Source organism: Streptomyces sp. NPDC127100 (assembly GCF_042724095.1).
Lineage (GTDB): Bacteria > Actinomycetota > Actinomycetes > Streptomycetales > Streptomycetaceae > Streptomyces.
This window is the reverse complement of sequence record NZ_JBHXFL010000014.1, coordinates 1-24,865: the sequence shown is the minus strand read 5'-3', so window position 1 is coordinate 24,865 and position 24,865 is coordinate 1. Positions and strand designations below refer to the sequence as shown.

Below are 24,865 nucleotides of genomic sequence, written 5' to 3'. Positions count from 1 at the left end.
AGGGTCGAGGGCATGGCCGATACCCCGCTTGACCTCACGCTGGACGCCGCGGAGCTCACCGCGCGGCTCGTCGACTTCCCCTCCGAGAGCGGCTCCGAGAAGCCGCTGGCGGACGCGATCGAGCACGCGCTGCGCGCCCTGCCGCACCTGACGGTCGACCGGTACGGCAACAACGTCGTGGCCCGCACGGACCTGGGCCGGACGGAACGCGTGATCCTCGCCGGCCACATCGACACCGTGCCGATCGCCGGCAACGTCCCCTCCCGGCTGGACGAGGACGGCGTCCTGTGGGGCTGCGGCACCTGCGACATGAAGGCGGGCGTCGCCGTGCAGCTGCGCATCGCGGCCACGGTGCCGGCCCCCAACCGCGACCTGACCTTCGTCTTCTACGACAACGAGGAGGTCGCCGCCGACCTCAACGGTCTCAAGCACGTCGCCGAGGCCCACCCGGAGTGGCTGGAGGGCGACTTCGCGGTGCTCCTGGAGCCGTCGGACGGCCAGGTGGAGGGCGGCTGCCAGGGCACCCTGCGGGTCCTTCTGAAGACCACGGGGGAGCGTGCGCACTCCGCCCGCGGCTGGATGGGCTCCAACGCCGTCCACGCCGCCGCCCCGATCCTCGCGCGCCTGGCGGCGTACGAGCCGCGCTACCCCGTGATCGACGGTCTGGAGTACCGCGAGGGCCTCAACGCGGTCGGCATCACCGGCGGTGTGGCCGGCAACGTCATCCCGGACGAGTGCGTGGTCACCGTCAACTTCCGCTACGCCCCGGACCGCAGCCCCGAGGAGGCCCTCGCCCACGTCCGCGAGGTCTTCGCGGACTGCGGGGTGGCCGAGTTCGTGGTCGACGACCACAGCGGCGCGGCCCTGCCGGGCCTGTCCCATCCGGCCGCGGTGGCCTTCATCGAGGCGGTCGGCGGCACCCCGCAGCCCAAGTACGGCTGGACGGACGTCTCGCGCTTCTCCGCGCTCGGCGTCCCCGCCGTCAACTACGGCCCGGGCAATCCGCACTTGGCGCACAAGCGGGACGAGCGGGTCGAGACGGCGAAGGTCCTCGCGGGCGAGGAGCGGCTGCGGTCCTGGCTGACGGCGTGATCCCGCCCGGGTTTACGCCGCTGCGTGCCGGACATGCTGAGGTCCCCCGTACGTAACCCGCGTAGATCTACGCTGAGGTGGAACCACCAGCAAACGGAGGGAGCGCACATGGCCACCGGCAACCCCGAGGGCAAGAAGCGGCCACCGGAGGAGCAGCGCCTGGGCCCGGTCCTCCGGCGGCGGGACCAGGTCCAGGGGAGCACCACGGACCAGCGTCTGCTGGACGAGCGCGCCCCGACGGACTGGGTCCACACCGACCCCTGGCGCGTCCTGCGGATCCAGTCGGAGTTCATCGAGGGCTTCGGCACGCTCGCCGAACTCCCGCCCGCGATCAGCGTCTTCGGCTCCGCGCGCACGCCGGTCGACTCGCCGGAGTACGACGCGGGCGTCCAGCTGGGCCGCGGCCTGGTCGACGCGGGCTTCGCGGTCATCACCGGCGGCGGCCCGGGGGCGATGGAGGCCGCCAACAAGGGCGCCCTGGAGGCGAAGGGCATCTCGGTCGGCCTCGGCATCGAACTGCCCTTCGAGCAGGGCCTCAACCCGTACGTCGACATCGGGCTGAACTTCCGTTACTTCTTCGTCCGCAAGATGATGTTCGTGAAGTACGCCCAGGGCTTCGTGGTCCTGCCCGGCGGCCTCGGCACCCTGGACGAGCTCTTCGAGGCGCTCACCCTGGTGCAGACCCAGAAGGTCACCCGGTTCCCCATCGTCCTGTTCGGCTCCGATTACTGGGGCGGCCTGGTCGACTGGCTGCGCAACACCCTGGTCGCCCAGGGCAAGGCCGCGGAGAAGGATCTGCTCCTGTTCCACGTCACGGACGACGTGGACGAGGCCGTGGCCCTGGTCTCCAAGGAGGCCGGCCGCTAGGACCCGGCGGCAGCGGGAGACGAGTGGGCAGGGGCGGCGGGGGCGTCGGCGTCCGACGCGCCGCCACGCCCCGCTCCCTACGCCAGCCCCCGCCGGGCGACCGCGGGCTCCCGGTGCCCGGCGATCGTCGCCACCATGTCCAGCACCTGCCGCGTCTCCGCCACCTCGTGCACCCGGTACACCCGCGCGCCCAGCCACGCCGACACCGCGGTCGTCGCCAGCGTCCCCAGCACCCGTTCCTTCACCGGCCGGTCCAGCGTCTCCCCGACGAAGTCCTTGTTGGACAGGGACACCAGCACCGGCCACCCCGTCGCCGTCATCTCCCCGAGCCGCCGCGTCGCCTCCAGGCTGTGCCGCGTGTTCTTCCCGAAGTCGTGCCCGGGATCGATCAGCACCGACTCCCGCGGCACGCCCAGCGCCACCGCCCGCTCGGCCAGCCCCACCGTCACGTCGAGGATGTCCGCCATGACGTCGTCGTACGTCACCCGGTGCGGCCGCGTCCGCGGCTCCGCGCCGCCGGCGTGCGTGCACACCAGCCCCACCCCGTACCGCGCCGCGACCTCCGCGAGCTTCGGGTCGACACCGCCCCACGCGTCGTTCAGCAGGTCCGCGCCCGCCTCGCACACGGCCTCGCCGACCTCGTGCCGCCAGGTGTCCACGCTGATCACGACGTCCGGGAAACGCCGCCGCACCTCCGCGACGAACCCCACGGTCCGCCGCGCCTCCTCCTCGGCCGACACCTCGTCCCCGGGCCCGGCCTTCACCCCGCCGATGTCGATGATCGCGGCCCCCTCGGCCACGGCCCGCTCCACGCGGGCGAGCGCCGGCTCGTCGCGGAAGGTGGCGCCCTGGTCGTAGAAGGAGTCCGGGGTCCGGTTCACGATCGCCATGATCACCGGCTCGTGCGCCGCGAACTCACGCCTGCCCAGCCTGAGCATCCCCTGTGACATCTCCTCGCCCATTTCGTCCCTCACGTCCCGCTCCGGCTCCGGCGTCCCGCCCTTCGGCGTCCGCCCGGGTCCCTCGACCGCCTGCGATCCCGGCTGTCAGACTCGCATGGCACGATCGGACCCGACACAACGACTCCGATCCAACCAGCCGACGCGACCCATCGATGGACAATGGGATCGCAGCGCTCGATCCGACCATGGGGGCCCCAGCGGTGGTCATGTTCCTCTTCCTCGTCGTCGCGCTCGCCGTCGTGGTCGCCGCGGTGACGCTCGCCGTGGTGAGCGGCGGCGACAGCGGGCCGTTGCCCGAGGCCGCCCCCGAGCAGCTGCGGGACTCGCTGCCCCCGGACCGCCCGGTGGCCCGCGCGGACGTGGAGCGGCTCCGCTTCCCGCTCGTCGTCCGCGGCTACCGCATGGCGGACGTCGACGACGCCCTCGGCCGGCTCGGCGCCGAGCTCTCCGAGCGCGACGCCCGCATCGCCGACCTGGAGTCCGCGCTGGCGGGCGCCCGGGCCGCCGCCCACCACGTCTCCATGGAGAAGCCGGCCCCGGAGGAGCGGCAGTGAGCGCCGGCGAGGCCGTCGCCGGCCCGGACGGCGTGCCGCGCTGCCCCTGGGCCCTGTCCACCGCGGACTACGTGACGTACCACGACGAGGAGTGGGGGCGCCCGGTCCACGGCGACGACGCCCTGTTCGAGCGGCTCAGCCTGGAAGCCTTCCAGTCCGGCCTGTCCTGGATCACCATCCTGCGCCGCCGCCCCGGCTTCCGCGCCGCCTTCGCGGACTTCGAGATCGCCGAGGTCGCCCGGTTCACCGACGAGGACCGCGAACGGCTGCTCGCCGACCCGGGCATCATCCGCAACCGCGCCAAGGTCGACGCGACCCTCGCCAACGCGCGCGTGCTCACCGGGTGGGCCCCCGGCGAGCTGGACGAGCTCATCTGGTCCCACGCCCCCGACCCGGACGGGCGCCCGGTGCCGAAGACCCTCGCCGACGTCCCGGCCGTCACACCGGAGTCGACGGCCCTGTCGAAGGCCCTGAAGAAGCGCGGCCTGCGCTTCGTCGGCCCCACGACGGCGTACGCCCTGATGCAGGCGTGCGGACTGGTCGACGACCACCTGGCGGCCTGCGCGACCCGGCGGGCGTGAGCGGCGGCGCGGACCACGCCCGCGCCGCCCGCCCGCACCGGACTCAGCGCCCCAGGTACACCGGCTTCTCCTTGTCGACGAACGCCCGCACCGCGATCCCGTGGTCCTCCGAGGAGCCCGCCCGCGTCTGCAGCTCGTCCTCCTTCTCCAGCGTCTCGGAGAGCGAGTGCGTCAGCCCGTACGCCATCGACTCCTTCAGCGCCGCGTAGGCCACCGTCGGCCCCTCGGCCAGGGCCCGTGCCGTCCGCTCGGCCTCGGCGCGCAGCTCGGCGGCCGGGACGACCCGGCTCGCGATGCCGAGTTCGTACGCCTCCTGGGCGCCGATGCTCCGTGGGAACAGCAGCAGGTCGGCGGCGCGCCCGGGGCCGACGACCCGCGGCAGCGTCCAGGAGATGCCCGAGTCGGCGGTGAGGGCCACGCCCGCGAAGGACGTGTTGAACGCCGCCGTCTCCGCGACGACCCGGTAGTCCGCGGCGAGCGCGAACCCGAAGCCGGCCCCGGCCGCCACCCCGTTCACGGCGGCGACCACCGGCTTCGGCGCCTCGGCCAGCGCCCGCACGATCGGGTTGTAGTGCTCGCGGACCGTGCTCATGGTCCGGCCCTCGCCCGTCTCGCGGTCGGAGGCCAGCAGCCCGATGTGCTCCTTGAGGTCCTGGCCCACGCAGAACGCCCGCTCTCCGGCCGCCGTCAGCAGCACGGCCCGTACGGCCTCGTCCGCCGCGGCGGACCGCACCACGTCCCGGAGCGCGACCTTGGTCTCGATGTTCAGCGCGTTCATCGCCTCGGGGCGGTTCAGCGTGATCGTCGCGAGCCCGTCGCTCACCTCGTAGAGCACGGTGTCGGCCATGGATATCCCCTCCGCGTCGCGGCTTGTGTCTGCAGGACAGCATGACGGAGATCACCGGCCGCGGACCGCCGCGGGGATGTGACCTGCGTCAAAGAATTCCGGTCCGTATCGATTCGGTGGGAGTGGGGCGGGGCGCGCAGTATCGCAGCCACATCGCCGAATTGAGTGGTTTTGCTCGCGCGCGTTGCCCAAGCGATGCCGACTGATGTTGGTCATCGGGTCCTGGGATGCGGGATAATGGCTGGGAAGCAATGTGTTCGATGCCGGTGTCGCGCGTCCCGTGCCGGACTGCGCGTGCCCTCACGGGCCGTCGGCGGTGACGGTGAGCTGGTATCAGGAAGGGGAACGAGCATGGCGGCCATGAAGCCGCGGACGGGCGATGGCCCGCTCGAGGTGACCAAGGAGGGGCGGGGCATCGTCATGCGCGTTCCGCTCGAAGGCGGCGGTCGACTCGTCGTCGAGCTGACCCCCGACGAGGCCGACGCGCTCGGCGACGCCCTCAAGAAGGTCGTCGGCTGACGCGCAAGCGACCATACCCGTTCAGTCGCCCCGGTGCCGTACCTGGTGCCGGGGCGATTGTTCTCCCCGTTTCCCGCGGTTCTCCGGCATTCCCCGGACCGGTCCGCCGGGTTCTCCCGTAGCCGGCGGCGGCTTCTCCGGGCCGGCTACCGCTTCACCGCGCACAGCAGCCCGTCGCCCACCGGCAGCAGCGACGGCACCAGCTCCTGGCTCTCCCGCACCGCGCGCAGCACCTCCCGCAGCCGCAGCACCTCGGTGGGCTGAGGTCCGGAGTCGATCGTCCTGCCGGTGCCGAAGACGCCCTCGAAGGCGACGAGACCCCCCGGACGGAGCAGGCGCAACGATTCGGCGAGGTAGTCCAGGTACTCCAGCCGGTCGCCGTCGCAGAACACGAGGTCGTAGCCGGCGTCCGCCAGCCGGGGCAGGACGTCCAGGGCCCGGCCCGGGATGAAACGGGCCCGGTTGCTGGCGAAGCCCGCGGCCCGGAAGGCCTGCCGGGCGAACTGCTGGTGCTCAGGCTCCGGGTCGACGGTGGTCAGCACGCCGTCCGGCCGCATCCCCTGCAGCAGATGGATCCCCGACACGCCGCAGCCGGTACCGATCTCCGCGACCGCCTTGGCGTCCACGGCGGCGGCGAGCAACCCGAGCGCCGACCCCGTGCCGGGCGTCACCGAGCGCAGGCCCGCCTCGCAGGCCCGGTCGCGCGCCCAGCGCAGCGCGTCGTCCTCGGCGACATAGGCGTCGGCGAACGCCCAGCTCGTCTGCCGGTTGCCGGTAATGACCCTCTCCTGTCCCCGTCGTTGCCTCGGCGTGACTGTATCCGTTGGCGTCGGGAACCCGCAGATGGGACCGGTCGTTTAAAGGGATACGGGAAGACACGACGGAGCGATCGGCACTGCGGAGGGGGCGGCGGATGGGCCAGGGCACCGAGCAAGTGCTGACGCAGCCGTACGAGCGGTGCGAGCTCAGATCAAATTCTCGTAAAACCGCTTATCCGGAGCTAACGGGCGAGGTGGCTATGGTAGGGGCTCCACTGGACACCACCAGAGCCGACAGGGGAGGTGCGGCCGCACCTGTGGATCGGGGAGGAGTGCTGCGGCGCTTTCTCGGATCGGCGGGCAGGCCGAAATCCGTGAACGACACCGCTGCTGACCACAGCCACGCCACCGGTCCTGCCTCAGGGCCCACCCAGACCGCGACCTTCACCAGCGACGCGGACGGGCAGGCGTGGACTCCGCCCACCTGGGAGGAGATCGTCAGCACGCACAGCGGCCGGGTCTATCGCCTCGCCTACCGGCTCACCGGTAACCAGCACGACGCCGAGGACCTCACCCAGGAGGTCTTCGTCCGCGTCTTCCGGTCCCTGTCGACCTACACCCCCGGCACCTTCGAGGGCTGGCTGCACCGCATCACCACGAACCTGTTCCTGGACATGGTGCGCCGCAAGCAGCGCATCCGTTTCGACGCGCTCGGCGACGACGCGGCCGAGCGGCTGCCCAGCAAGGAGCCCACCCCGCAGCAGCTCTTCCACGACGCCCACTTCGACGCGGACGTCCAGCAGGCGCTGGACACGCTCGCCCCCGAGTTCCGCGCCGCCGTCGTCCTGTGCGACATCGAGGGACTGTCGTACGAGGAGATCGCCGCGACCCTCGGCGTCAAGCTCGGCACCGTCCGCTCGCGGATCCACCGCGGCCGCTCCCAGCTGCGCAAGGCCCTCGCGCACCGTTCCCCCCAGGCCCGCGCGGAGCGCCGCTCCTTCGTGGCCCGCGTTCCCGCACTGGGAGGAGGGGGCACGAGCGCGTGAGTGGGTCACGGCCGAAACCGGAGGGACACCTCGCGGAGCAGCACCTGGGAGACCGACTCTCCGCCCTGGTGGACGGAGAGCTCGGTCATGACGCGCGTGAGCGCGTGCTGGCGCACGTGGCGACCTGCCCGAAGTGCAAGGCGGAGGTCGACGCGCAGCGCCGCCTGAAGAACGTCTTCGCGGCGGCCGCCCCGCCGGCCCCGTCCGAGAGCTTCCTGGCCCGCCTCCAGGGGCTTCCGGGCGGCGGTGACACGGACGGCCGCGACTCGCCGCTGACCGGCGGGGACTTCTCCGACCCGATGCCCGGCATGCCCGGGAGGTTCGAGTTCGGCTACGTCCCCGCCCGCCCGCACTCCTCTCTGCTGCCCTCCTCTTCGGCGGACCGGGGCTTCCGGATCCACGACGTGAGCCGGCACGAGTCGGAGCGCTCCGCCTCGCGCGGGATGCGCTTCGCGTTCGTCGCCGCGGGAGCGGTGTCGCTGGCCGCGATCGCGCTGGGCGGTGTCACCCTCGGCACGCCCGACACGGCGACGGAGGCCCGGGGCTCGGGCGCCGGCAGCAATGTGACGCCGCTGGGCAGCCAGGGCACGGGAGCGGCCAAGAACCCGGAGAACCAGCGCCGCCGCTCGGCCGGGCCACTGCTCGGGCAGACCCAGGGCCACCGGACGCCCGGGGAGACCCCCGTGGCCCCGACCGAGGTGACCGCGCCGCTGCTGCCCGGCCTGCCGGCCCCCGCGGCCGCCGACCCGCGGCACCCGTCCGTGCGTGCGCTGACCACGCCGGTGACGGTCGGCGCGGTCGCGGTGTCCCCGCTGATACGGCCGCTGGACGCGGTCCCGCCGCTCGCCCTGGCCGCCTTGCCGTCGCCGCCCGTGACCGAGCCCCCGGGCCTCTTCTCCGCACCCGCCCCCGACCCGGTCTCCGCCCCCCGGGCCACGGCGCTGCCCGCCGTGCCCCACCGTCCCCTCCCCTGACAAGGATCTGCGCGCCGGGTCGCGGACCTGATTGAATCCGGGATGGCGCCAGAGCCCTTGGAGCCGACGATTCGCGGCCAGGTGCGGGGAGAGCATGAACGAGGGGAAACCCACGAAGGCGAAGTGGTGGAGCCGTCCTCGACCGTCCGGGGACGGCTCCGACGGAGACTTCGAACTGGCACGTCCTCGCGCCGCCCACGGCAGCGGCGACGACGAGCGCGACGGGGGCGACTTCCGGCTGGAGCGCCCCGCGGCACCCCTGGCAGGCGACGAGCGGCGGCACGACGGCGACTACGAGCTGGACGGTCCCGCGCCCCGCTCCCAGGCACCGGCGACGCACCCCGACGCCGCCCCGGACAGCCCCGCCACCGTCCCGGACCCCCGCCCCGCCACGACGGACGCGCCGGACGCCGCCGAGCGCCCCCGGCCGCTGCACGATCCCGACCCGTACAGCACCCCGCCGTACGGCGAGCCCGGCCCCTGGGCCCCCGCCCCGCCGGTCCAGCATCCGGCGACCACGCCACCCCACGGCACCACCACACCGCCCCACGGCCCGCCGGCGCCCCCGGCTTCCGCGCCGCCCCCCGGCACCCCGGTGCCCGACCCCGCCTACGCGGACGCCCCGCCCCCCGCCCCGCCGCTCCAGCACCCGGCACCCCCCGCGCCCACCGCAGGCACGCCCGCCACGGGCACGCCCACCGCACCCGCCGCGTCCCCGCCCCCCGGCGGCACCCCGCCCCCGGGCGCCCCCGTGCCCGACCCCTGGCGGCGCTACGACCCGTGGGCCGCCGCCGGGCCGCTCCAGCAGGCCGGCGGCGCCGTCGGCACGCCGGAGCGGCCGCGCAAGCGGACCCGGCGCACGCTCGCCGTCGGCATCGTGCTGGTGGCCCTCGTCTCCGGCGGCATCGGCGGCGCCGTGGGGACCTATCTGGAGCGCAACGGCGGCATGGGGAGCGTGGAGCTGCCCCAGGCCGGCAGGGAACCGGCCGACCGGGCGGCGGACAGCGTCGCCGGGATCGCCGCGCGGGCCCTGCCCAGCGTGGTGACGCTGCACGTGAGCGGCAGCGACGCGGCGGGCACCGGCACCGGCTTCGTCCTCGACGGGCGCGGCCACATCCTCACCAACAACCACGTCGTCGAGCCCGCGGGGAACGGCGGCGAGATCACTGTGACCTTCAACAGCGGTGACACCGCCGAAGCCACGGTCGTCGGCCGCGACAGCGGATACGACCTCGCCGTGGTGAAGGTGAAGGGCGTCGAAGGACTCACCCCCCTGCCCCTCGGCAACTCCGACAACGTGCAGGTGGGCGACCCCGTCGTCGCCATCGGCGCCCCCTTCGACCTGGCCGGCACGGTCACCTCCGGCATCATCAGCGCCAGGGAGCGGCCCATCACCGCGGGCGGCGAGGAGAGCGACGGCAGCGACGTGTCGTACGTCGACGCGCTGCAGACCGACGCGCCCATCAACCCCGGCAACTCCGGCGGCCCCCTCCTCGACTCCCGGGGCCGCGCCATCGGCATCAACTCCGCCATCCGGTCCGCCGATGCCGGCGGCACCGAGTCCGGCGGCGGCCAGGCCGGCTCCATAGGACTGGGCTTCGCCATCCCCATCAACCAGGGCAAGCGCGTCGCCGAGGAGCTGATCAGCACGGGCCGGGCGACGCACCCGGTCATCGGCATCACCCTCGACATGAGCTACGCCGGCGACGGCGCCCGCGTGGGCACGCGGGGCGGCGACGGAGGTTCCCCGGTCACCCCGGGCGGACCCGGCGCCGACGCCGGCCTCAGGGCCGGCGACGTGATCACGGAGGTCGACGGCCGGCGCGTGCACTCCGGTGAGGAACTCATCGTCAGGACCCGCGCCCACCGCCCCGGCGACCGCCTGGAGCTGACCGTGGAGCGCGAGGGCAGGGAGACGAACGTCTCGTTGGTGCTCGGCTCCTCCGGCGGAGGCTGAGACGGACGGACCGGCGCGAGGCCGGGAGAGGGGCCCGGAAGGCAAACAATCGGGAAAGCGCTCGCATACGCACAGCCGACGGTCACGGGACGGTACCGGCAGGGCAGGATCGGCGGGTACCGTGGTTGCGGCCCGGACATCGCAAGGAGCTTCAGGTGTTCAATGACATAGGCGCACTCGAGCTGGTGACGCTCGTCGTCCTCGCCGTGCTCGTGTTCGGTCCGGACAAGCTCCCCAAGGTCATCCAGGACGTGACGCGGACCATCCGGAAGATCCGGGAGTTCTCGGACAGCGCCAAGCGGGACATCCGGGAGGAGCTGGGCCCCGAGTTCAAGGACTTCGAGTTCGAGGACCTCAACCCCAAGACGTTCATCCGCAAGCAGCTCGACAACGACGAGCTGGGTCTCAAGGAGATCCGCAACACCTTCGACCTGAAGAAGGAGATGGCCGAGGTCACCGACGCGGTCCACGGCCGCGAGTCGGAGACGTCGCCGTCCACCTCCTCCGGCGGGGCCATCGACATGACCAAGAAGATCGACATGGCCAAGAAGCCCGAGGCCCCCGCCCGGGACGACCGCCCGCCGTTCGACGCCGACGCCACCTGAGCCCGGCACACCCCCCGCCGTACAGGGGGAAGGGCACCCTCCCCACCGCCGAACGTGACGCGTCTCATACTCCGAACCGGTCGCGTGCGGCCTGATCACGGTGCCGGTGCGCCCCACGCGCCGGGCGCTTTCTCGGCTGTCCGCAATCGTGTGGCTATGCTGCCGAGTTGTTGTGCGGAGCGGACGAGTGCGCCCGAAGGGGGGCGGGCCGATCCGCTCCGACGAGAGCGAGGAGGCGTCCGGGCACATGGAGACGACGAACGCGGCGGTCGCGCAGGCGCCGGCCGCGGAGGACGGACCACCGGTCCCCTCCGCCCGGCGTACGGTCGACGGCTATCTGCGGGCGCACTTCCCGTGGTACGGCCTCGACGAGGCGTTCACGGGCCGGCGGTGGCTGATGCAGGTCGGCACCGCGGCCGACGGGGCCGTGGAACACGGCTCCATCGGGCACGGCGACGAACCGTCGGTGCGCAACGAGCACGTGGCGGGCGACGAGCAGGACGCCAGGGAGAAGTTCGCGGTGGTCGTGACGGTGGCCGCCAACCCCGACCGGCACAGCGCCGACGGCACGGGGCTGCTGGAGGCCACCTCGGTGTCCTCGGCGGCGTGGCTCGCCGGTGTGGGGCTGCTGTCCTTCACCTGGCCCGGACAGATGGACCACTCCCTGCGGGACAACTGGCTGGAGCAGCAGACCGAGACCGCGTGGGTGCTGGCCGACGACCTCGACGGGGAGGACTGGACGACGCTCTCCCTGCCCGTGGACGGTGTGCCGACGTCCTTCCACTACCGGGAGTCCGAGTTCGGCTGGGTGCTCGCCGGCTCCACCGACCGGGGCGTCCACCTCGGGGCGTACGGCCGGGGCATGAGCGCCTACGGGCTCGCCTTCTCCGTGGTCAAGGACATCACCGCCTACGACGCCTGACCGGCGGCCGGGCGTACGACACGGGGCGCCGTCCCTCAGGACAGCGCCCCAGGTCCGTACGGGACGTCAGAACTTGTTCCTGGGCGTGATCCCCAGCGACAGCCCCGACAGGCCGCGCTGACGGCCGCCCAGCTTGCCCGCGATCGACCGCAGGGCCGCGCCCGCCGGGGACTCCGGGTCGGACAGGACCACGGGCCTGCCCTCGTCGCCGCCCTCGCGCAGGCGGACGTCGATCGGGATGGAGCCGAGGACCGGGACCGAGGCGCCGGTCGTGCGGGTCAGGCCGTCGGCGACCGCCTGGCCGCCGCCCGTGCCGAACACGTCGACCATCTCGCCGCAGTGCGGGCAGGGCAGGCCGGACATGTTCTCGACCACGCCGACGATCTTCTGGTGGGTCTGCACGGCGATCGCGCCGGCCCGCTCCGCCACCTCGGCGGCGGCCTGCTGAGGCGTCGTCACGACGAGGATCTCGGCGTTCGGGACGAGCTGCGCGACGGAGATCGCGATGTCGCCGGTGCCGGGCGGCAGGTCGAGCAGCAGGACGTCCAGGTCGCCCCAGTACACGTCCGCCAGGAACTGCTGGAGCGCGCGGTGCAGCATCGGGCCGCGCCAGACGACCGGCGCGTTGCCCGGGGTGAACATGCCGATCGAGATGACCTTCACGCCGTTGGCCGACGGCGGCATGATCATGTTCTCGACCTGGGTGGGCCGCCCGTCGGCGCCCAGCATGCGCGGCACGGAGTGGCCGTAGATGTCGGCGTCGACGACACCGACCTTCAGGCCGTCGGCCGCCATCGCCGCCGCCAGGTTCACCGTCACGGACGACTTTCCGACGCCGCCCTTGCCGGAGGCGACCGCGTACACCCGGGTCAGGCTGCCCGGCTTGGCGAAGGGCACCTCGCGCTCGGTCTGGCCGCCGCGCAGCGCGGAGGCCAGCTCACGGCGCTGCTCGTCGCTCATCACGTCCAGCTCGACGTCGACCCGCGTGACGCCCTCGACCCGCGAGACGGCGTCGGTCACCCGCTGCGTGATGGTGTCCCGCATGGGACACCCGGAGACCGTCAGGTACACCGCGACCGCGACCGCTCCGTCCGCGCCGATCTCCACCGACTTGACCATCCCGAGCTCGGTGATGGGCCGGTTGATCTCGGGGTCGTTCACCGTCGCCAGTGCCTCGCGCACCGCGTCTTCCGTAGCCATAGAGACGATGGTACGGCGCCGCACGGGGGACGCGGAAAGCCCCGTCAGCGGTCGTGTACGTCACGCCCGGTGGACCGATCCGCCGGGAATACCCCGTCCCGGTGGCGGTGGCCGTCCTGCCGCTCCTCCATCTCCTTGATCAGATCCTGGAGCTCGGAGCGGATCCAGTCCCGGGTGGCGACCTCGCCGAGCCCGATGCGCAGGGCCGCGATCTCCCGGGTCAGGTACTCGGTGTCGGCGATCGACCGCTCGTTCTGCTTGCGGTCCTGCTCCAGATTGACCCGGTCCCGGTCGTCCTGCCGGTTCTGCGCGAGCAGGATCAGCGGGGCCGCGTAGGAGGCCTGGAGGGACAGGGCCAGCGTCAGGAAGATGAACGGGTACTCGTCGAACCGCAGACTGCCCGGCACGGACACGTTCCACAGCACCCAGACGATGATGACGACCGTCATCCAGACGATGAACCGCCCGGTGCCCAGGAAGCGCGCGATGCGCTCCGACAGCCGCCCGAAGGCCTCCGGGTCCCACTCGGGCAGGAGCCGGCGCCGGGGCGGCCGGGGCTGGTCCAGGCGGGCACCGCGGGGCCGGGAGGCCGCCGTGGCCCCCGACACCGCGCGCTCACGGGCCGTCGTCTCGCGCTCAGGCGCCATCGGCACCCACCTCCCTTCCCTCGTCCGTCTCGTCGAGGTGGTACTCGGTCTCCCGCCAGTCCTCGGGCAGCATGTGGTCCAGTACGTCGTCCACGGTGATCGCGCCGAGCAGCGACCCGGAGTCGTCGACGACAGGCGCCGCCACCATGTCGTAGGTGGCGAAGAAGCCGGCCACCACGGGCAGCGCGGCGTCCGGTTCCAGGGGCTGGAGGTCGTCGTCGAGCATCGCCCCGACCAGCGTGTACGGGGGGTCGCGCAGCAGGCGCTGGAAGTGGACCGTGCCCAGGTACTTGCCGGTCGGCGTCTCCTCGGGCGGACGGCACACGTAGACCTGGGCGGCGTGTGCCGGCGACAGGTCCGGGTTGCGGATGCGGGCCAGGGCGTCGGCGACGGTGGCGTCGGGACGCAGCACGATCGGCTCGGTCGTCATCAGGCCGCCGGCCGTGTGCTCCTCGTACGCCATCAGGCGCCGCATGTCCGCCGCGTCGGAGGGCTGCATCAGGCTCAGCAGGCGTTCCTTGTCCGCCTCCGGCAGCTCGCCGAGCAGGTCGGCCGCGTCGTCCGGGTCCATCGCCTCCAGCACGTCGGCGGCGCGCTCCTCCTTGAGCTTGCCGAGGATCTCGATCTGGTCGTCCTCGGGCAGCTCCTCCAGCACGTCGGCCAGGCGGTCGTCGTCGAGGGCGGCGGCGACCTCGGCGCGGCGCTTGGCGGACAGGTGGTGCAGCACGTTGGCGAGGTCGGCGGGGCGGAGCTGCTCGAAGGTGGCGAGGAGGTTCTCGGCGCCCTGCCCCTGCTCCTCCAGGGAGAAGCCGGTGACGCCGGACCACTCGACGGTCAGCGTCTCGCCCTTGTTGCGCCGGAAGGCGCTGCTCCTGCGGCCCTTGCGGACGAACACCTTGTCGATCTCCCAGTCCCGGCGGGCCGGGAGCTGCTGCACCGACAGGTCCAGGACCGTGGCCTCCTCGCCGTCCTCGACGAGCGTCACCCGCCGGTCGAGGAGCTCGCCGAAGACGAGGCGCTCGGTGGGCCGCTGCTCGAAGCGCCGCACATTGAGCACCCCGGTCGTGATGACCTGCCCGGACTCGATCCCGGTGACCCGGGTCATCGGCAGGAAGATGCGGCGGCGGGTGGACAGTTCGACGACCAGACCCAGCACCCGCGGGGGCTTGCGGCCGACGCGGAGCATGACGACCAGGTCGCGCACCCGTCCCACCTGGTCGCCGGCCGGGTCGAAGACGGCGATGCCGGAGAGGTGCGAGACGAAGATCCGGGGGGCGCCCGCTGCCATGGCCGCGGCTCCTTTTCGTCAGTCAGTCCGTGAGAGGTGTTTCGTACTGTGTCTCTTTTCCGAATTGCCCACTCGGACGGCCTTCAGGCTAGCCCGTCCCGAAGAGGTCCGCCCTGGCGGCCGGTCCGGACGGACTGGCTCCGATCATGGTGCCAGGCCCCGGTACGCTGCCGTACGCCGCTTGGACCCCCGTCAGAAAGGCAGCCCCACCTGTGACCGTGACTCCCCGGCGCCGAATCCGCAGGGCCGCCTGGCTGGGCGCGGTGTGCGCCCTGGCCGTGACGGGGGCGGGGCTGACGGGATGCAGCAGCGAGGACCCCGACGCGGGCACCAACGGGGTGGGCAAGCTCCCGGCCGCGAAGATCCACGCCAAGACGCGCGCGGCCGCCTCGTCCGCCCGCGCGGTCCGGCTGCACGGGACGGTGGCCGCCGGCGGCGCCACGTACACCCTCGACATGCGCCTGAAGTCCGACGGCGGCACCGGGTCGGTCGCCGCCGAGGGGACGACCTTCCGGCTGCTGCGCGTCGGCGACCAGCTCTTCCTCAAGGCCGACGCCGGGTTCTGGACCCACGACGGCGGCGACGCCGCGGCCGCCGACAAGCTCGCCGGCAAGTACGTGAAGGTGCCGGAGGGCGACCCCGCGTACCAGAAGTTCAGCGGCTTCACGGACAAGGACGTCCTCCTCGACGGCCTGCTGACCCTGCACGGCACGGTGGAGACCGACGGGCGGCACGAGCAGGCGGGCGTCCGCACCGTCCGCGTCACCGGCGACGAGGGCTCGGGCGGCTCGCTGGACGTCTCCCTGGAGGGCGCGCCCTATCCGCTGCGCCTGGTGCGGGCGGGCAGCGCGGGCACGCTCAGCTTCTCCGACTGGAACAAGGACTTCGCGCTCACGGCGCCGGCCAAGGACGACACCCTGGACTACGGCAAGCAGCTGCCGACGTCCTAGCTCCGGCCCCGCCGGCTCTTCCCGCGGCGCTTCAGCAGCAGGCGCGGCAGGCCCTCCGGGAGCGGTTCACGCGTCGTCGCGGGGCTCGGCAGCGGCGCCTCGGCCAGCGAACCGTCGGGCAGCGGCGCGAGCGTCCCCGTCGGCTCCAGACGCAGCACCCGGCACTCACGGGCCCAGCGGCCGGTCATCGCCTCGCCGTCCGGGGCGTTCAGCCGCTTGCCCTTGAGGTCGGCGACCGCGGCCTGCCACGCCTCGGAGCCGGACGGCAGCTGAACGACCCTCGCCGCCCAGGAGACCAGCCGGCCCCCCTTGTCCTTGCTGCGCACCGTCACCTCGGCCACCGCCCCGTCGGCCAGGCCCGGCAGCGGCTGCTCACCGGGTCCGTCGCCGACGACGCAGGCCGAGCCCTCGTGCCAGACGTGCCACAGCGCACGGGCGGGCACCCCGGGGCCCTTGACCCAGATGAGGCCGGACTTCTTCGTGGCCTCCTCGACGAGGGCCTGGTCGAGCAGCTCGCGTGTCATGCGGTCAGCCTATCCACGAGCCCGCGGGCCGGTTCAGAGCCAGCCGTTGCGCTTGAGCGTGCGGTGGATGCCGAGGCAGATGCCGACCGTGATCGACAGGACCAGCGGGTAGCCGAACTTCCAGTGCGTCTCCGGCATGTAGTCGAAGTTCATGCCGTACACCCCGCACACCATCGTCGGCACGGCGATGATCGCCGCCCACGAGGTGATCTTGCGCATGTCCTCGTTCTGCGCGACGGACGCCTGGGCGAGGTTGGCCTGGAGGATGGAGTTCAGCAGCTCGTCGAAGCCGATGACCTGCTCCTGCACCCGCGCCACGTGGTCGGCGACGTCCCGGAAGTACTTCTGGATCTCCGGGTCGATCAGCCGCATGGGACGCTCGCTGAGCAGCTGCATGGGCCGCAGCAGCGGTGCCACGGCCCGCTTGAACTCCAGTACCTCGCGCTTGAGTTGGTAGATCCGGCTGGCGTCGGTGCCGCGCGGGCTGCCCTTGCGGCCCGGCGAGAACACCTCGGTCTCGACCTCGTCGATGTCGTCCTGCACCGCGTCGGCGACCGCGATGTAGCCGTCGACGACGTGGTCGGCGATGGCGTGCAGCACCGCGGAGGGGCCCTTCAGCAGCAGCTCGGGCTCGTCCTGCAGCCGGCACCGCAGGGCCCGCAGCGAGCCCTGCCCGCCGTGCCGGACGGTGATGAAGAAGTCCCGTCCGGTGAAGCACATGACCTCGCCGGTCTCGACGACCTCGCTGTTCGCGGTCAGCTCGTCGTGGTCGACGTAGTGGATCGTCTTGAAGACCGTGAACAGGGAGTCGTCGTAGCGCTCCAGCTTGGGCCTCTGGTGGGCCTGGACGGCGTCCTCCACGGCCAGCGGGTGCAGCCCGAACTCCCGGGCGATACCGGCGAATTCGTCCTCGGTGGGCTCGTGCAGACCGATCCACACGAACCCGCCGTCGCGGCGCACCTGCCGCATCGCCTGGTGCGGGCTCAGCGGTGCGTCGGTCACGACGCGCGTGCCGTCGCGGTAGACGGCGCAGTCGACGACGGCGGAGGCGGTCCCCGGGTCGCGGGTGGTGTCGTAGACGCCGTTGTCCTTGCGCAGTGAGACGCGGGACGGGCGGACCGCGGCGCGCAGGTCACGGATCATCGACATGGCAGGCTCCTTCGCGACGGGCAGCGAGCGTGCCGGCGAGGGGTGGAACCACCCGGAATGAGGACGTCCAGATCACGCGTGCTCGGCGCGTCCACAAAGCGGGGGGCACCGCACCGTCGCGGTGGCCGGCTTCACTGCTGATGCAGCACTGCTGTTGCAGGCAGGCAGATCAGGCAAAACGAGACGAAGTGCTCTTCCGAGGAGAGGCGCGCGAGCAGGAAGCGGCGGCGGGAAGAACCGGAGCAGCTGCGTCAGCGTCCGGAAGAGCGAGTGGTACTGCACGGTCGACTTCGGTCCATGCCGCCCACCTCCTCCGGCCGGTCCCTCGTGAGGGACGATCCATACCCCGTTTGAAGGGGTTCCCCGTAGGGGAGTGTTCATAGCGTCGGGGTCATGATCACGCCTCCCCCAGTGCCTGGAGGGCCAGGGAGGTACCCCCAGCTGCGTGCTGCCCCAAAACCGCTGGCCCAGAGTATCAGTGACTCGACGTGTCAAGGTGCCGCTTTGCCGCGTACTGACGAGTTCTATGCTCGCCGCATGGCTGATGTTCTTCCTCTGGTCGAAGCCCGGTTGCGTACGGCACTGGGCGAACCGGACGCGCGCGCGGCGGTCACCTTCCTCGGCGCCGACCGCATCGAGGTGCTGCGCTTCCCCGGCGGCGGTCCGGAGGGCGACATCGTCCGCTACGCCACGCTCGGCATGTCCGCGCAGCCCATGGCGGACCCCACGGCCGTGCTCGCCGATCCGGTGAAGGGCCCCCGCGCCGAGTTGGTCCTCTCCGTCCGGGCGGGCCGCGCCGACACCGGCAAGGTGCTCCGCCCGCTGGCCGTGCTGGGCGCGTCCCCGCAGGTGGAGGGCGTCGTCGTGGCGCCCGGCGCCTCCCTGGACGTCGGTGAGCCGCTGTGGCCCGGCGCCCCCTTCACCTCGGTGCTGGTGGCCGAGCCGGGCGGTCTGGTGGAGGACCTGGAGCTGGACGCGCCGCTGGACCCCGTACGGTTCCTGCCGCTGCTGCCGATGACACCGAACGAGGCCGCCTGGAAGCGGGTGCACGGCGCCCAGGCCCTCCAGGAGCGCTGGCTGACGCACGGGACGGACCTGCGGGATCCGTCCCGCAGGTCCGTGCCACTGGAGTGACCGAAGTCACCAACGCCTTTCGGACGTGGCTCAGTTGGCGAAGACGGTGACCCCGTCCTCGGTCGCGTGCGCCGGCTGCTGCTCCTCGGCAGTGGGGGTCCCCCCGCTCGAGCGAAGCCGAGAGTGGGGGAGGGTGAGGGCGCGGCGGCGTACGGCGACCACGACCGCGCCCAGCACGGCGGTGACCGCGGCCACCACGAACGGGATGTGGATGTCGGTCCACTCCTCGATCTTCGGCGCGAAGTACGGGGCGGCGGCCGCCGCGAACCAGCGCACGAAGTTGTAACCGGCGCTCGCCACCGGGCGCGGCGCGTCCGACACGCCGAGGGCCAGCTCGGTGTACACGGTGTTGTTCACGCCGATGAAGGCGCCGGACAGGATGGTGCAGACGATCGCCGCGGTGTGGTTGCCGTACCCGAGGACCAGGACGTCGGCCGCGAGCAGCACCAGTGAGCCGCCGAGCACCTTCAGCGAGCCGAACCGCCTCTGCATGCGCGGCGCCACGAGGACCGAGAAGACCGCGAGCAGCACGCCCCACGCGAAGAACACCGCACCGGACTTGTACGGCGTCATGTTCAGCACGAACGGCGTGAAGGCCAGCACGGTGAAGAACGTGTAGTTGTAGAAGAAGGCCGAGACCGCGGCGGAGGCGAGGCCGCCGTGGCCCAGCGCCCTGATCGGGTCCAGCAGCGAGGTCTTGCGGGCCGGCCTCGGCTGCTCCTTCAGGAACACCGTGATGCACAGGAAGCCGATCGCCATCAGGAACGCGGTGCCGAAGAACGGGTAGCGCCAGCTGGCGTCACCCAGCAGCGCGCCCAGCAGCGGGCCGCAGGCCATGCCGAGGCCGAGGGCGGACTCGTACAGCAGGATCGCCGCGGCGCTGCCGCCGGCCGCCGCGCCGACGATGACCGCGAGGGCCGTCGAGACGAACAGGGCGTTGCCGAGGCCCCAGCCCGCCCGGTAGCCGACGAGCTGGCCGACGCTGTCGGAGGTGCCCGCGAGGCCGGCGAAGACCACGACGAAGGCGAGCCCGAGCAGCAGGGTCTTCCGGCCGCCGATGCGGCTGGAGACGAAGCCGGTGACCAGCATCGCGACGGCCGTGATCAGGAAGTACGAGGTGAACAGCAGGGAGACCTGGCTGGCGCTCGCGTCCAGGCCCTTGGCGATGGACGGCAGGATCGGGTCGACGAGCCCGATGCCCATGAAGGCGACGACGGACGCGCCGGCGGTCGCCCACACGGCCTTGGGCTGGCGCAGGATGCCGCCCGCACCCGCGTCGAAGGGGTCCATGGTTGCTCCAATGCCGACAGTAGATGGTTGGTGTTTGCACATAGTAAGTTAGCGTGGCTAATTAATGCAATACGCATCTACTTCCTCCTGGTCAGGCCCTCGGTCCGGATGGGTGATCGTCCTTGACGTGGGGGAGCGAGGGTAGGACCGTGGGGCTGTATGAGGGGCGAACCCAGTTGCCCGAAGTGTGGTGGCCGGGTCAGGGCTCCCGGTCTCTTCGCCGATTCATGGCAGTGCGACGTGCACGGGCCGGTGCACCCGCTGCAGCCCGTGATACCGCCCAGCGTCGAGGCGCTCGGCGTCGTGGTGCACCGCACCCAGGTGCCGGTGTGGATGCCGTGGCCCCTTCCGGTGGGCTGGCTGTTCACCGGCGTGGCCTGCGCGGGCGACGACCGCAGCGGCGGCCGGGCCACCGCCGTGGCCTGCTCGGGACCCGGCCCGCTCGGAGGCGCCGGCGAGCTGATCCTGGTGGCCGAGGAGCTGGGTGTCGGACTCGGCGCCTGGTACGCGGGGATCGAAGCGCCGGACCCCGGCCCCTACCTGGACGTCGGGAAGCCGCCCCAGGCCAAGGTCCTCGCCGCCGGCCGGCCGACCCCGCTCTGGCACGTCTCCGGCGCCCCGGTCGACCGGGCCGTGTTCGCCGGAGAGGCCCTCGGGGTGTGGCTGTGGGCCGTGCTCTGGCCCGAGCAGTCGGGGCTGCTCATGTACGACGAGCTGGTGCTGACCGATCTCCGGGACGCCGGTGCCGAGGTGGACCTGGTGCCGTGCGGCGCCCTGTCGCCGCGGCTCCTCCAGCCGTAGGCCCGGCCCGGAGGCCGCGGCACGCACCGCGTCCGCGGGGCGGTGGGCGCGCTGTGCGTAGGGGGCGCGAGGCCGCTTCGGGTGTGACACCGGAAGGCGGAGCGCCGGTTATCCTTGAGCGTCCCCTTCCGTCCCGTCACCGCCTGGAGTCAGCGTCGTGCGCATCGATCTGCACACCCACTCCACCGCGTCCGACGGCACGGACACCCCGGCCGAGCTGGTGCGCAACGCCGCGAAGGCCGGACTGGACGTCGTCGCGCTGACCGACCACGACACCACCCGCGGCCACGCCGAGGCCGTCGCCGCGCTGCCCGAGGGACTGACGCTGGTCACCGGCGCCGAACTCTCCTGCCGCCTCGACGGCGTCAGCATGCACATGCTGGCCTACCTCTTCGACCCCGAGGAGCCCGCCCTGCTCGCCGAGCGCGAGCTGGTCCGGGACGACCGGGTGCCGCGGGCGCGGGGCATGGTCGCCAAGCTCAACGAGCTGGGCGTCCCCGTCACCTGGGAGCAGGTCGCCCGGATCGCCGGAGACGGCTCCGTCGGGCGCCCGCACGTGGCCTCCGCGCTCGTGGAGCTCGGCGTCGTGCCGACCGTGAGCGACGCCTTCACCGAGGAGTGGCTGGCCGACGGCGGCCGGGCCCACGTGGCGAAGCACGAGACCGACCCCTTCGAGGCGATCCGGCTGATCAAGGGCGCCGGTGGCGTCGCGGTGTTCGCCCACCCGGCCGCCGCCAAGCGGGGCCGTACGGTGCCGGAGGCCGCCATCGCCGAGCTGGCCGCCGCCGGGCTGGACGGCATCGAGGTCGACCACATGGACCACGACGCGCCGACGCGGGCGCGGCTGCGCGGACTCGCCGCCGAGCTCGGCCTCCTGGTGACCGGCTCCAGCGACTACCACGGCAGCCGCAAGACCTGCGAGCTGGGCGAGTACACCACCGACCCCGAGGTCTACGGGGAGATCACGCGGCGGGCGTTCGGGGCGTTCCCCGTGCCGGGCGCCGGCGGAGCCTGAGGCCCGCGCGGGCCGCTCCCGCCTCACATCCCCGTTCGTTGTTCCTGTTCAGCGCAAGGCTTTGGCACGCTCATGTTCGACCTCGCCGTCTTCGGCTCCCTCTTCCTGACCCTTTTTGTCATCATGGATCCCCCCGGGATCACCCCGATCTTCCTCGCGCTGACCGCCGGCCGGCCCGCCAAGGTGCAGAAGCGGATGGCCTTCCAGGCCGTCTGCGTGGCCGGCGGTGTGATCACGGTGTTCGGACTGCTCGGGCACCAGATCCTGGACTACCTGCACGTGTCCGTGCCCGCGCTGATGATCGCCGGCGGACTGCTGCTCCTGCTGATCGCGCTCGACCTGCTCACCGGCAAGACGGACGAGCCCAAGCAGACCAAGGACGTCAACGTCGCGCTGGTGCCCCTGGGCATGCCGCTGCTGGCGGGACCCGGTGCCATCGTGTCGGTCATCCTGGCGGTGCAGAAGGCCGGCAGCGTGACCTCGCAGGTGTCGGTCTGGTCGGCGATCCTCGCCATCCATGTGGTGCTGTGGCTGGTGATGCGGTACTCGCTGCTGATCATCCGCGTCATCAAGGACGGCGGTGTCGTCCTGGTCACCCGCCTCGCGGGCATGATGCTCTCCGCGATCGCCGTGCAGCAGATCATCAACGGCGTGACGCAGGTGATCCAGGGCGCGTGAGCCCCGGAGACGGCAGAGCCCCCGTACGGCACCGGTGACGGTGCCGCACGGGGGCTCGCGGCGTACGAACGGTCCGCGTTACAAGGCCGAGGTGTCGGCGGGGCGGATCCACAGGCGCTGCCCGATGGCGGCGGCCTGCTGAACGATGCGGTTCACGGAGGCGGCGTCCACGACGGTGGTGTCGACGGGCGTTCCGTCGTTGTCGTCGAGTCGCATGACTTCAAAGCGCATGGGCCTCTCCCTTGATCTGGTCATCCTCCTGAGGAGAACTACTGGTGTGGGCCCCGGGTCGTCGGTGCCCGGGCGTCCATACGAGTCAACGGGCTGGGTGTTACGAACATTCCCTACGCTAAGGAAATTTTTCGAACAACTAATTACTGACACGTAAGAAGATCGAGCCCAGGCGATCCGTGTACGGCACAAGACTGACCGGGACCGGTTGTGTTCGCAGCGTGACCGCCGGGACAATGGAGGTGATGAACGACGACCTCGCGGCCCTGAACGCCCGCATCGACCGCACCAACGAGCTGCTGCAGCGCATGCTCGTCGAGGTGGCGAAGACGCCCTCCACCCACGCGATCTTCGTCGACGCCGGCTACCTGTACGCGGCGGCGGGCCGGCTGGTCGCCGGCACCGAGGACCGCAGGGCCTTCGACCTGGACGCCGAGGGGCTGATCGAGGCACTCATCGACACGGCCCGCACGATCTTCGCGGACAGCCGCCTGCTCCGGGTCTACTGGTACGACGGCGCGCGGCGCCGCATCCACACCGCCGAGCAGCAGTCCATCGCCGAGCTGCCCGACGTCAAGGTCCGCCTGGGCAACCTCAATGCCAACAACCAGCAGAAGGGCGTCGACTCCCTCATCCGCTCCGACCTGGAGTCCCTCGCCCGGCACCGCGCCATCAGCGACGCGGCGCTGCTCGGCGGCGACGAGGACCTGGTGTCGGCGGTCGAGGCCGCCCAGGGGTACGGCGCCCGCGTCCACCTGTGGGGCATCGAGGCCCCCGAGGGCCGCAACCAGGCCGACCCGCTGCTCTGGGAGGTCGACAGCCAGCGCACCTTCGAGCTGGACTACTTCAAGCCGTACGTCTCCCGGCGCACGGCCCACGCCTACGAAGCGGCCGGCACGGTCCGGCCGGCCCGCGAGGACGTCCGCTTCGTGGGCGCCCAGATCGCGGCGAAGTGGCTGGCGGCCCGGGGGCGCGACACCCTGCTGGAGCTGCTCCCCGGCCACCCCTACCTCCCCGGCTCGGTCGACCAGGACCTGCTGGTGGAGGCCGAGGGGCTGCTGCAGTACTCACTGCGCGGCCAGGCCGACCTGCGCCGGGCGCTGCGGGACGGCTTCTGGGAGCACCTCCGCTCGCAGTACTAGGCCGGGCCCCGGGACCGGTCCGGCCCGCCGTCCGGGTGTGGCGCGGGGACGGCGTCCCAGAAGTCGGCCAGGGCCCGGGCGGTCGGCAGCGGCTGGTCCGTGTTGGGGGAGTGCTCGGCCCCCGGGACGACGGTCCGGCGCGCGTCCAGCCGTACGGCCATCTCGTCCAGGAGGGGGACGGGCCAGGTGTCGTCGTAGGCGCCCGACAGCACATGGAACGGCAGCGGGACGGCGGCGAGCTCGGCGACACGGTCCGGCTCGGTGCACAACTGGCGCCCCGTGGCCAGCAGTTGGGCGGGCCTGGTGCCCAGCCAGCGCTCGCGCAGCCGTTCCGGGCCGTCCGGGCCGTGCGCGGGGACCGGGGCACCGGCCTCCTCGGGCGGACCCATCGCCTGCATCACCTCCCAGACCTGCGCCATCGTCATGGTGTCGAGCGCGTCCCGCAGGAGCTTCACGCGCTGCTGCTGCGAGACGGAGATCCGCGCCGGCCCCGACGACATCAGCGTGAGGGAGACGAAGGGGGAGTGGTCCAGCAGCACGGCGGCACGGGCGATCTGGCCGCCGAGCGAGTGCCCGAGGAGATGCACGGGCGTTCCGAGCGCGGCGACCTGTGCGTGGACGTCCCGGGCCAGCTCGGGCTGCGCGTAGCCGTACTCGTCGTGCTCGGGGCCGTCGGACTCGTACTGTCCCCGCCCGTCCACCGCGACCGTGCGGTACCCGCGGGCGGCGAGCGGCTCGTGGAGCAGGGTGAAGTCCTCCTTGCTGCCCGTGAACCCGGGCAGCATCAGCACGACGCCCCTCGGCACGACGTCGCCCGCCGCGGGCGAATCGACGACGGCGAACTCACCGCGCGCGGTACGCAGCCGGTACGTGCGGGCGTCGGGCGGCGGGGTGAAGCGGGCGTTCGTGCTCACGACCAGAGACTATCCGCGCCCCCGACCCCGCCCCACCCTGCCCACCCCACCGGCCCAGCCTGCGGGCAGTCGCGCGCTGCCGTGCCCGCCCACCCCACCGCACGCCCGCATACCGGCGCGGACACGCCGTGGGGGGCGCCCCCCCCCCCCGGGGGGGCCGGGCGCCCCGCGCGGGGGGCGCCGCGGGGGAAAAAAACCCACCACCCAGCCGAGGGAGG

Annotated in this window: 27 protein-coding genes; 16 read left to right on the top strand and 11 right to left on the bottom strand. The window is 72.5% G+C overall.

The window, feature by feature from the left end; genetic code table 11:
- The first annotated feature begins 12 nt into the window (after positions 1-12).
- Together dapE and ACFWJB_RS16005 are read left to right on the top strand one after the other, a co-directional pair.
- Entirely contained in the window at positions 13-1,092 is a 1,080-nt protein-coding gene (gene dapE, locus ACFWJB_RS16010; RefSeq protein ID WP_386922827.1) for a succinyl-diaminopimelate desuccinylase, read from the top strand.
- A gap of 108 nt (positions 1,093-1,200) precedes the next feature.
- Entirely contained in the window at positions 1,201-1,959 is a 759-nt protein-coding gene (locus tag ACFWJB_RS16005) for a TIGR00730 family Rossman fold protein (RefSeq protein WP_385469265.1), read from the top strand.
- A gap of 77 nt (positions 1,960-2,036) precedes the next feature.
- Here ACFWJB_RS16005 and folP read toward each other — a convergent pair whose 3' ends face one another.
- Positions 2,037-2,897 carry a dihydropteroate synthase gene (folP, locus tag ACFWJB_RS16000; protein ID WP_385469275.1) on the bottom strand — a complete coding sequence of 287 codons (861 nt, stop codon included), beginning with the start codon at positions 2,895-2,897 and terminating at the stop codon, positions 2,037-2,039.
- Between the two features lie 230 nt (positions 2,898-3,127).
- Between folP and ACFWJB_RS15995 the strand changes: the two genes are divergently transcribed.
- Together ACFWJB_RS15995 and ACFWJB_RS15990 are read left to right on the top strand one after the other, a co-directional pair.
- Entirely contained in the window at positions 3,128-3,475 is a 348-nt protein-coding gene (locus tag ACFWJB_RS15995; RefSeq protein ID WP_385469273.1) for a DivIVA domain-containing protein, read from the top strand.
- On the top strand, positions 3,472-4,056 hold the full coding sequence (locus tag ACFWJB_RS15990) for a DNA-3-methyladenine glycosylase I (protein WP_386922825.1): 585 nt from the start codon (positions 3,472-3,474) through the stop codon (positions 4,054-4,056). The genes ACFWJB_RS15995 and ACFWJB_RS15990 overlap by 4 nt, the downstream gene beginning before the upstream one ends.
- Positions 4,057-4,099: 43 nt before the next feature.
- Here ACFWJB_RS15990 and ACFWJB_RS15985 read toward each other — a convergent pair whose 3' ends face one another.
- A complete protein-coding gene (locus tag ACFWJB_RS15985) occupies positions 4,100-4,903 on the bottom strand; it encodes an enoyl-CoA hydratase/isomerase family protein (protein WP_385469261.1) in 804 nt (267 codons plus the stop codon).
- A 351-nt stretch (positions 4,904-5,254) separates the two neighbouring features.
- Between ACFWJB_RS15985 and ACFWJB_RS15980 the strand changes: the two genes are divergently transcribed.
- Positions 5,255-5,422, top strand: coding sequence for a DUF3117 domain-containing protein (locus ACFWJB_RS15980; protein WP_003966491.1), 168 nt, complete (start codon positions 5,255-5,257; stop codon positions 5,420-5,422).
- A 146-nt stretch (positions 5,423-5,568) separates the two neighbouring features.
- On the opposite strand, the gene ACFWJB_RS15975 is transcribed toward ACFWJB_RS15980, so the two are convergent.
- The gene (locus ACFWJB_RS15975) at positions 5,569-6,267 is read right to left on the bottom strand and encodes an O-methyltransferase (protein WP_308032459.1); all 699 of its coding nucleotides are present in this window, start codon (positions 6,265-6,267) and stop codon (positions 5,569-5,571) included.
- Positions 6,268-6,554: 287 nt separating this feature from the next.
- Here ACFWJB_RS15975 and sigE point away from each other — a divergent pair, with 287 nt between their 5' ends.
- The 5 genes from sigE to ACFWJB_RS15950 all read left to right on the top strand — a co-directional run bounded on the left by sigE (position 6,555) and on the right by ACFWJB_RS15950 (position 11,684).
- Positions 6,555-7,226, top strand: a complete 672-nt coding sequence (gene sigE / locus ACFWJB_RS15970; protein ID WP_385469259.1) for an RNA polymerase sigma factor SigE — start codon at positions 6,555-6,557, stop codon at positions 7,224-7,226.
- Positions 7,223-8,200 carry a zf-HC2 domain-containing protein gene (locus ACFWJB_RS15965; RefSeq protein WP_386922822.1) on the top strand — a complete coding sequence of 326 codons (978 nt, stop codon included), beginning with the start codon at positions 7,223-7,225 and terminating at the stop codon, positions 8,198-8,200. The genes sigE and ACFWJB_RS15965 overlap by 4 nt, the downstream gene beginning before the upstream one ends.
- Positions 8,201-8,294: 94 nt before the next feature.
- The gene (locus ACFWJB_RS15960; protein ID WP_386922820.1) at positions 8,295-10,157 is read left to right on the top strand and encodes a trypsin-like peptidase domain-containing protein; all 1,863 of its coding nucleotides are present in this window, start codon (positions 8,295-8,297) and stop codon (positions 10,155-10,157) included.
- Positions 10,158-10,312: 155 nt separating this feature from the next.
- Positions 10,313-10,762, top strand: a complete 450-nt coding sequence (locus ACFWJB_RS15955; RefSeq protein WP_385469253.1) for a sec-independent translocase — start codon at positions 10,313-10,315, stop codon at positions 10,760-10,762.
- A gap of 247 nt (positions 10,763-11,009) precedes the next feature.
- Positions 11,010-11,684: a hypothetical protein gene (locus tag ACFWJB_RS15950; protein WP_385469251.1), complete on the top strand. Its 675-nt coding sequence runs from the start codon at positions 11,010-11,012 to the stop codon at positions 11,682-11,684.
- A 66-nt stretch (positions 11,685-11,750) separates the two neighbouring features.
- On the opposite strand, the gene ACFWJB_RS15945 is transcribed toward ACFWJB_RS15950, so the two are convergent.
- The 3 genes from ACFWJB_RS15945 to ACFWJB_RS15935 are packed head-to-tail and all read right to left on the bottom strand — an operon-like array spanning position 11,751 to position 14,819.
- Entirely contained in the window at positions 11,751-12,884 is a 1,134-nt protein-coding gene (locus ACFWJB_RS15945) for an Mrp/NBP35 family ATP-binding protein (protein WP_385469249.1), read from the bottom strand.
- A gap of 44 nt (positions 12,885-12,928) precedes the next feature.
- Entirely contained in the window at positions 12,929-13,531 is a 603-nt protein-coding gene (locus ACFWJB_RS15940) for a DUF1003 domain-containing protein (protein ID WP_385469247.1), read from the bottom strand.
- Positions 13,521-14,819, bottom strand: coding sequence for a magnesium transporter MgtE N-terminal domain-containing protein (locus ACFWJB_RS15935; RefSeq protein ID WP_386922817.1), 1,299 nt, complete (start codon positions 14,817-14,819; stop codon positions 13,521-13,523). Before ACFWJB_RS15935 ends, ACFWJB_RS15940 begins: the two co-directional genes overlap by 11 nt.
- A gap of 212 nt (positions 14,820-15,031) precedes the next feature.
- Here ACFWJB_RS15935 and ACFWJB_RS15930 point away from each other — a divergent pair, with 212 nt between their 5' ends.
- On the top strand, positions 15,032-15,769 hold the full coding sequence (locus tag ACFWJB_RS15930; RefSeq protein WP_386922815.1) for a hypothetical protein: 738 nt from the start codon (positions 15,032-15,034) through the stop codon (positions 15,767-15,769).
- Here the strand turns inward: ACFWJB_RS15930 and ACFWJB_RS15925 are convergent.
- Together ACFWJB_RS15925 and ACFWJB_RS15920 are read right to left on the bottom strand one after the other, a co-directional pair.
- Positions 15,766-16,293, bottom strand: coding sequence for a hypothetical protein (locus ACFWJB_RS15925; protein ID WP_386922813.1), 528 nt, complete (start codon positions 16,291-16,293; stop codon positions 15,766-15,768). The genes ACFWJB_RS15930 and ACFWJB_RS15925 overlap by 4 nt on opposite strands.
- A gap of 33 nt (positions 16,294-16,326) precedes the next feature.
- A complete protein-coding gene (locus ACFWJB_RS15920) occupies positions 16,327-17,442 on the bottom strand; it encodes a magnesium and cobalt transport protein CorA (protein WP_385469239.1) in 1,116 nt (371 codons plus the stop codon).
- A 537-nt stretch (positions 17,443-17,979) separates the two neighbouring features.
- On the opposite strand from ACFWJB_RS15920, the gene ACFWJB_RS15915 reads away from it, so the two are divergent.
- Positions 17,980-18,576 carry a suppressor of fused domain protein gene (locus tag ACFWJB_RS15915; protein WP_385469237.1) on the top strand — a complete coding sequence of 199 codons (597 nt, stop codon included), beginning with the start codon at positions 17,980-17,982 and terminating at the stop codon, positions 18,574-18,576.
- Positions 18,577-18,606: 30 nt separating this feature from the next.
- On the opposite strand, the gene ACFWJB_RS15910 is transcribed toward ACFWJB_RS15915, so the two are convergent.
- Positions 18,607-19,866: an MFS transporter gene (locus ACFWJB_RS15910; RefSeq protein ID WP_385469235.1), complete on the bottom strand. Its 1,260-nt coding sequence runs from the start codon at positions 19,864-19,866 to the stop codon at positions 18,607-18,609.
- Between the two features lie 159 nt (positions 19,867-20,025).
- Between ACFWJB_RS15910 and ACFWJB_RS15905 the strand changes: the two genes are divergently transcribed.
- The 3 genes from ACFWJB_RS15905 (at position 20,026) to ACFWJB_RS15895 (ending at position 22,360) form a co-directional block, all read left to right on the top strand.
- Positions 20,026-20,667 (top strand): DUF6758 family protein, encoded by a 642-nt coding sequence (locus ACFWJB_RS15905; RefSeq protein ID WP_385469233.1) that lies wholly within the window; start codon positions 20,026-20,028, stop codon positions 20,665-20,667.
- Positions 20,668-20,824: 157 nt separating this feature from the next.
- A complete protein-coding gene (locus ACFWJB_RS15900) occupies positions 20,825-21,682 on the top strand; it encodes a PHP domain-containing protein (RefSeq protein ID WP_386922810.1) in 858 nt (285 codons plus the stop codon).
- A 72-nt stretch (positions 21,683-21,754) separates the two neighbouring features.
- Positions 21,755-22,360: a MarC family protein gene (locus ACFWJB_RS15895; RefSeq protein ID WP_385469230.1), complete on the top strand. Its 606-nt coding sequence runs from the start codon at positions 21,755-21,757 to the stop codon at positions 22,358-22,360.
- A 78-nt stretch (positions 22,361-22,438) separates the two neighbouring features.
- Here the strand turns inward: ACFWJB_RS15895 and ACFWJB_RS15890 are convergent, their stop codons facing one another.
- Positions 22,439-22,591, bottom strand: coding sequence for a hypothetical protein (locus ACFWJB_RS15890; RefSeq protein ID WP_385473596.1), 153 nt, complete (start codon positions 22,589-22,591; stop codon positions 22,439-22,441).
- Positions 22,592-22,836: 245 nt separating this feature from the next.
- On the opposite strand from ACFWJB_RS15890, the gene ACFWJB_RS15885 reads away from it, so the two are divergent.
- Entirely contained in the window at positions 22,837-23,733 is an 897-nt protein-coding gene (locus ACFWJB_RS15885; protein ID WP_386922807.1) for an NYN domain-containing protein, read from the top strand.
- On the opposite strand, the gene ACFWJB_RS15880 is transcribed toward ACFWJB_RS15885, so the two are convergent.
- Positions 23,730-24,647, bottom strand: coding sequence for an alpha/beta fold hydrolase (locus ACFWJB_RS15880; protein ID WP_385473591.1), 918 nt, complete (start codon positions 24,645-24,647; stop codon positions 23,730-23,732). The genes ACFWJB_RS15885 and ACFWJB_RS15880 overlap by 4 nt on opposite strands.
- Positions 24,648-24,865 lie beyond the last annotated feature (218 nt).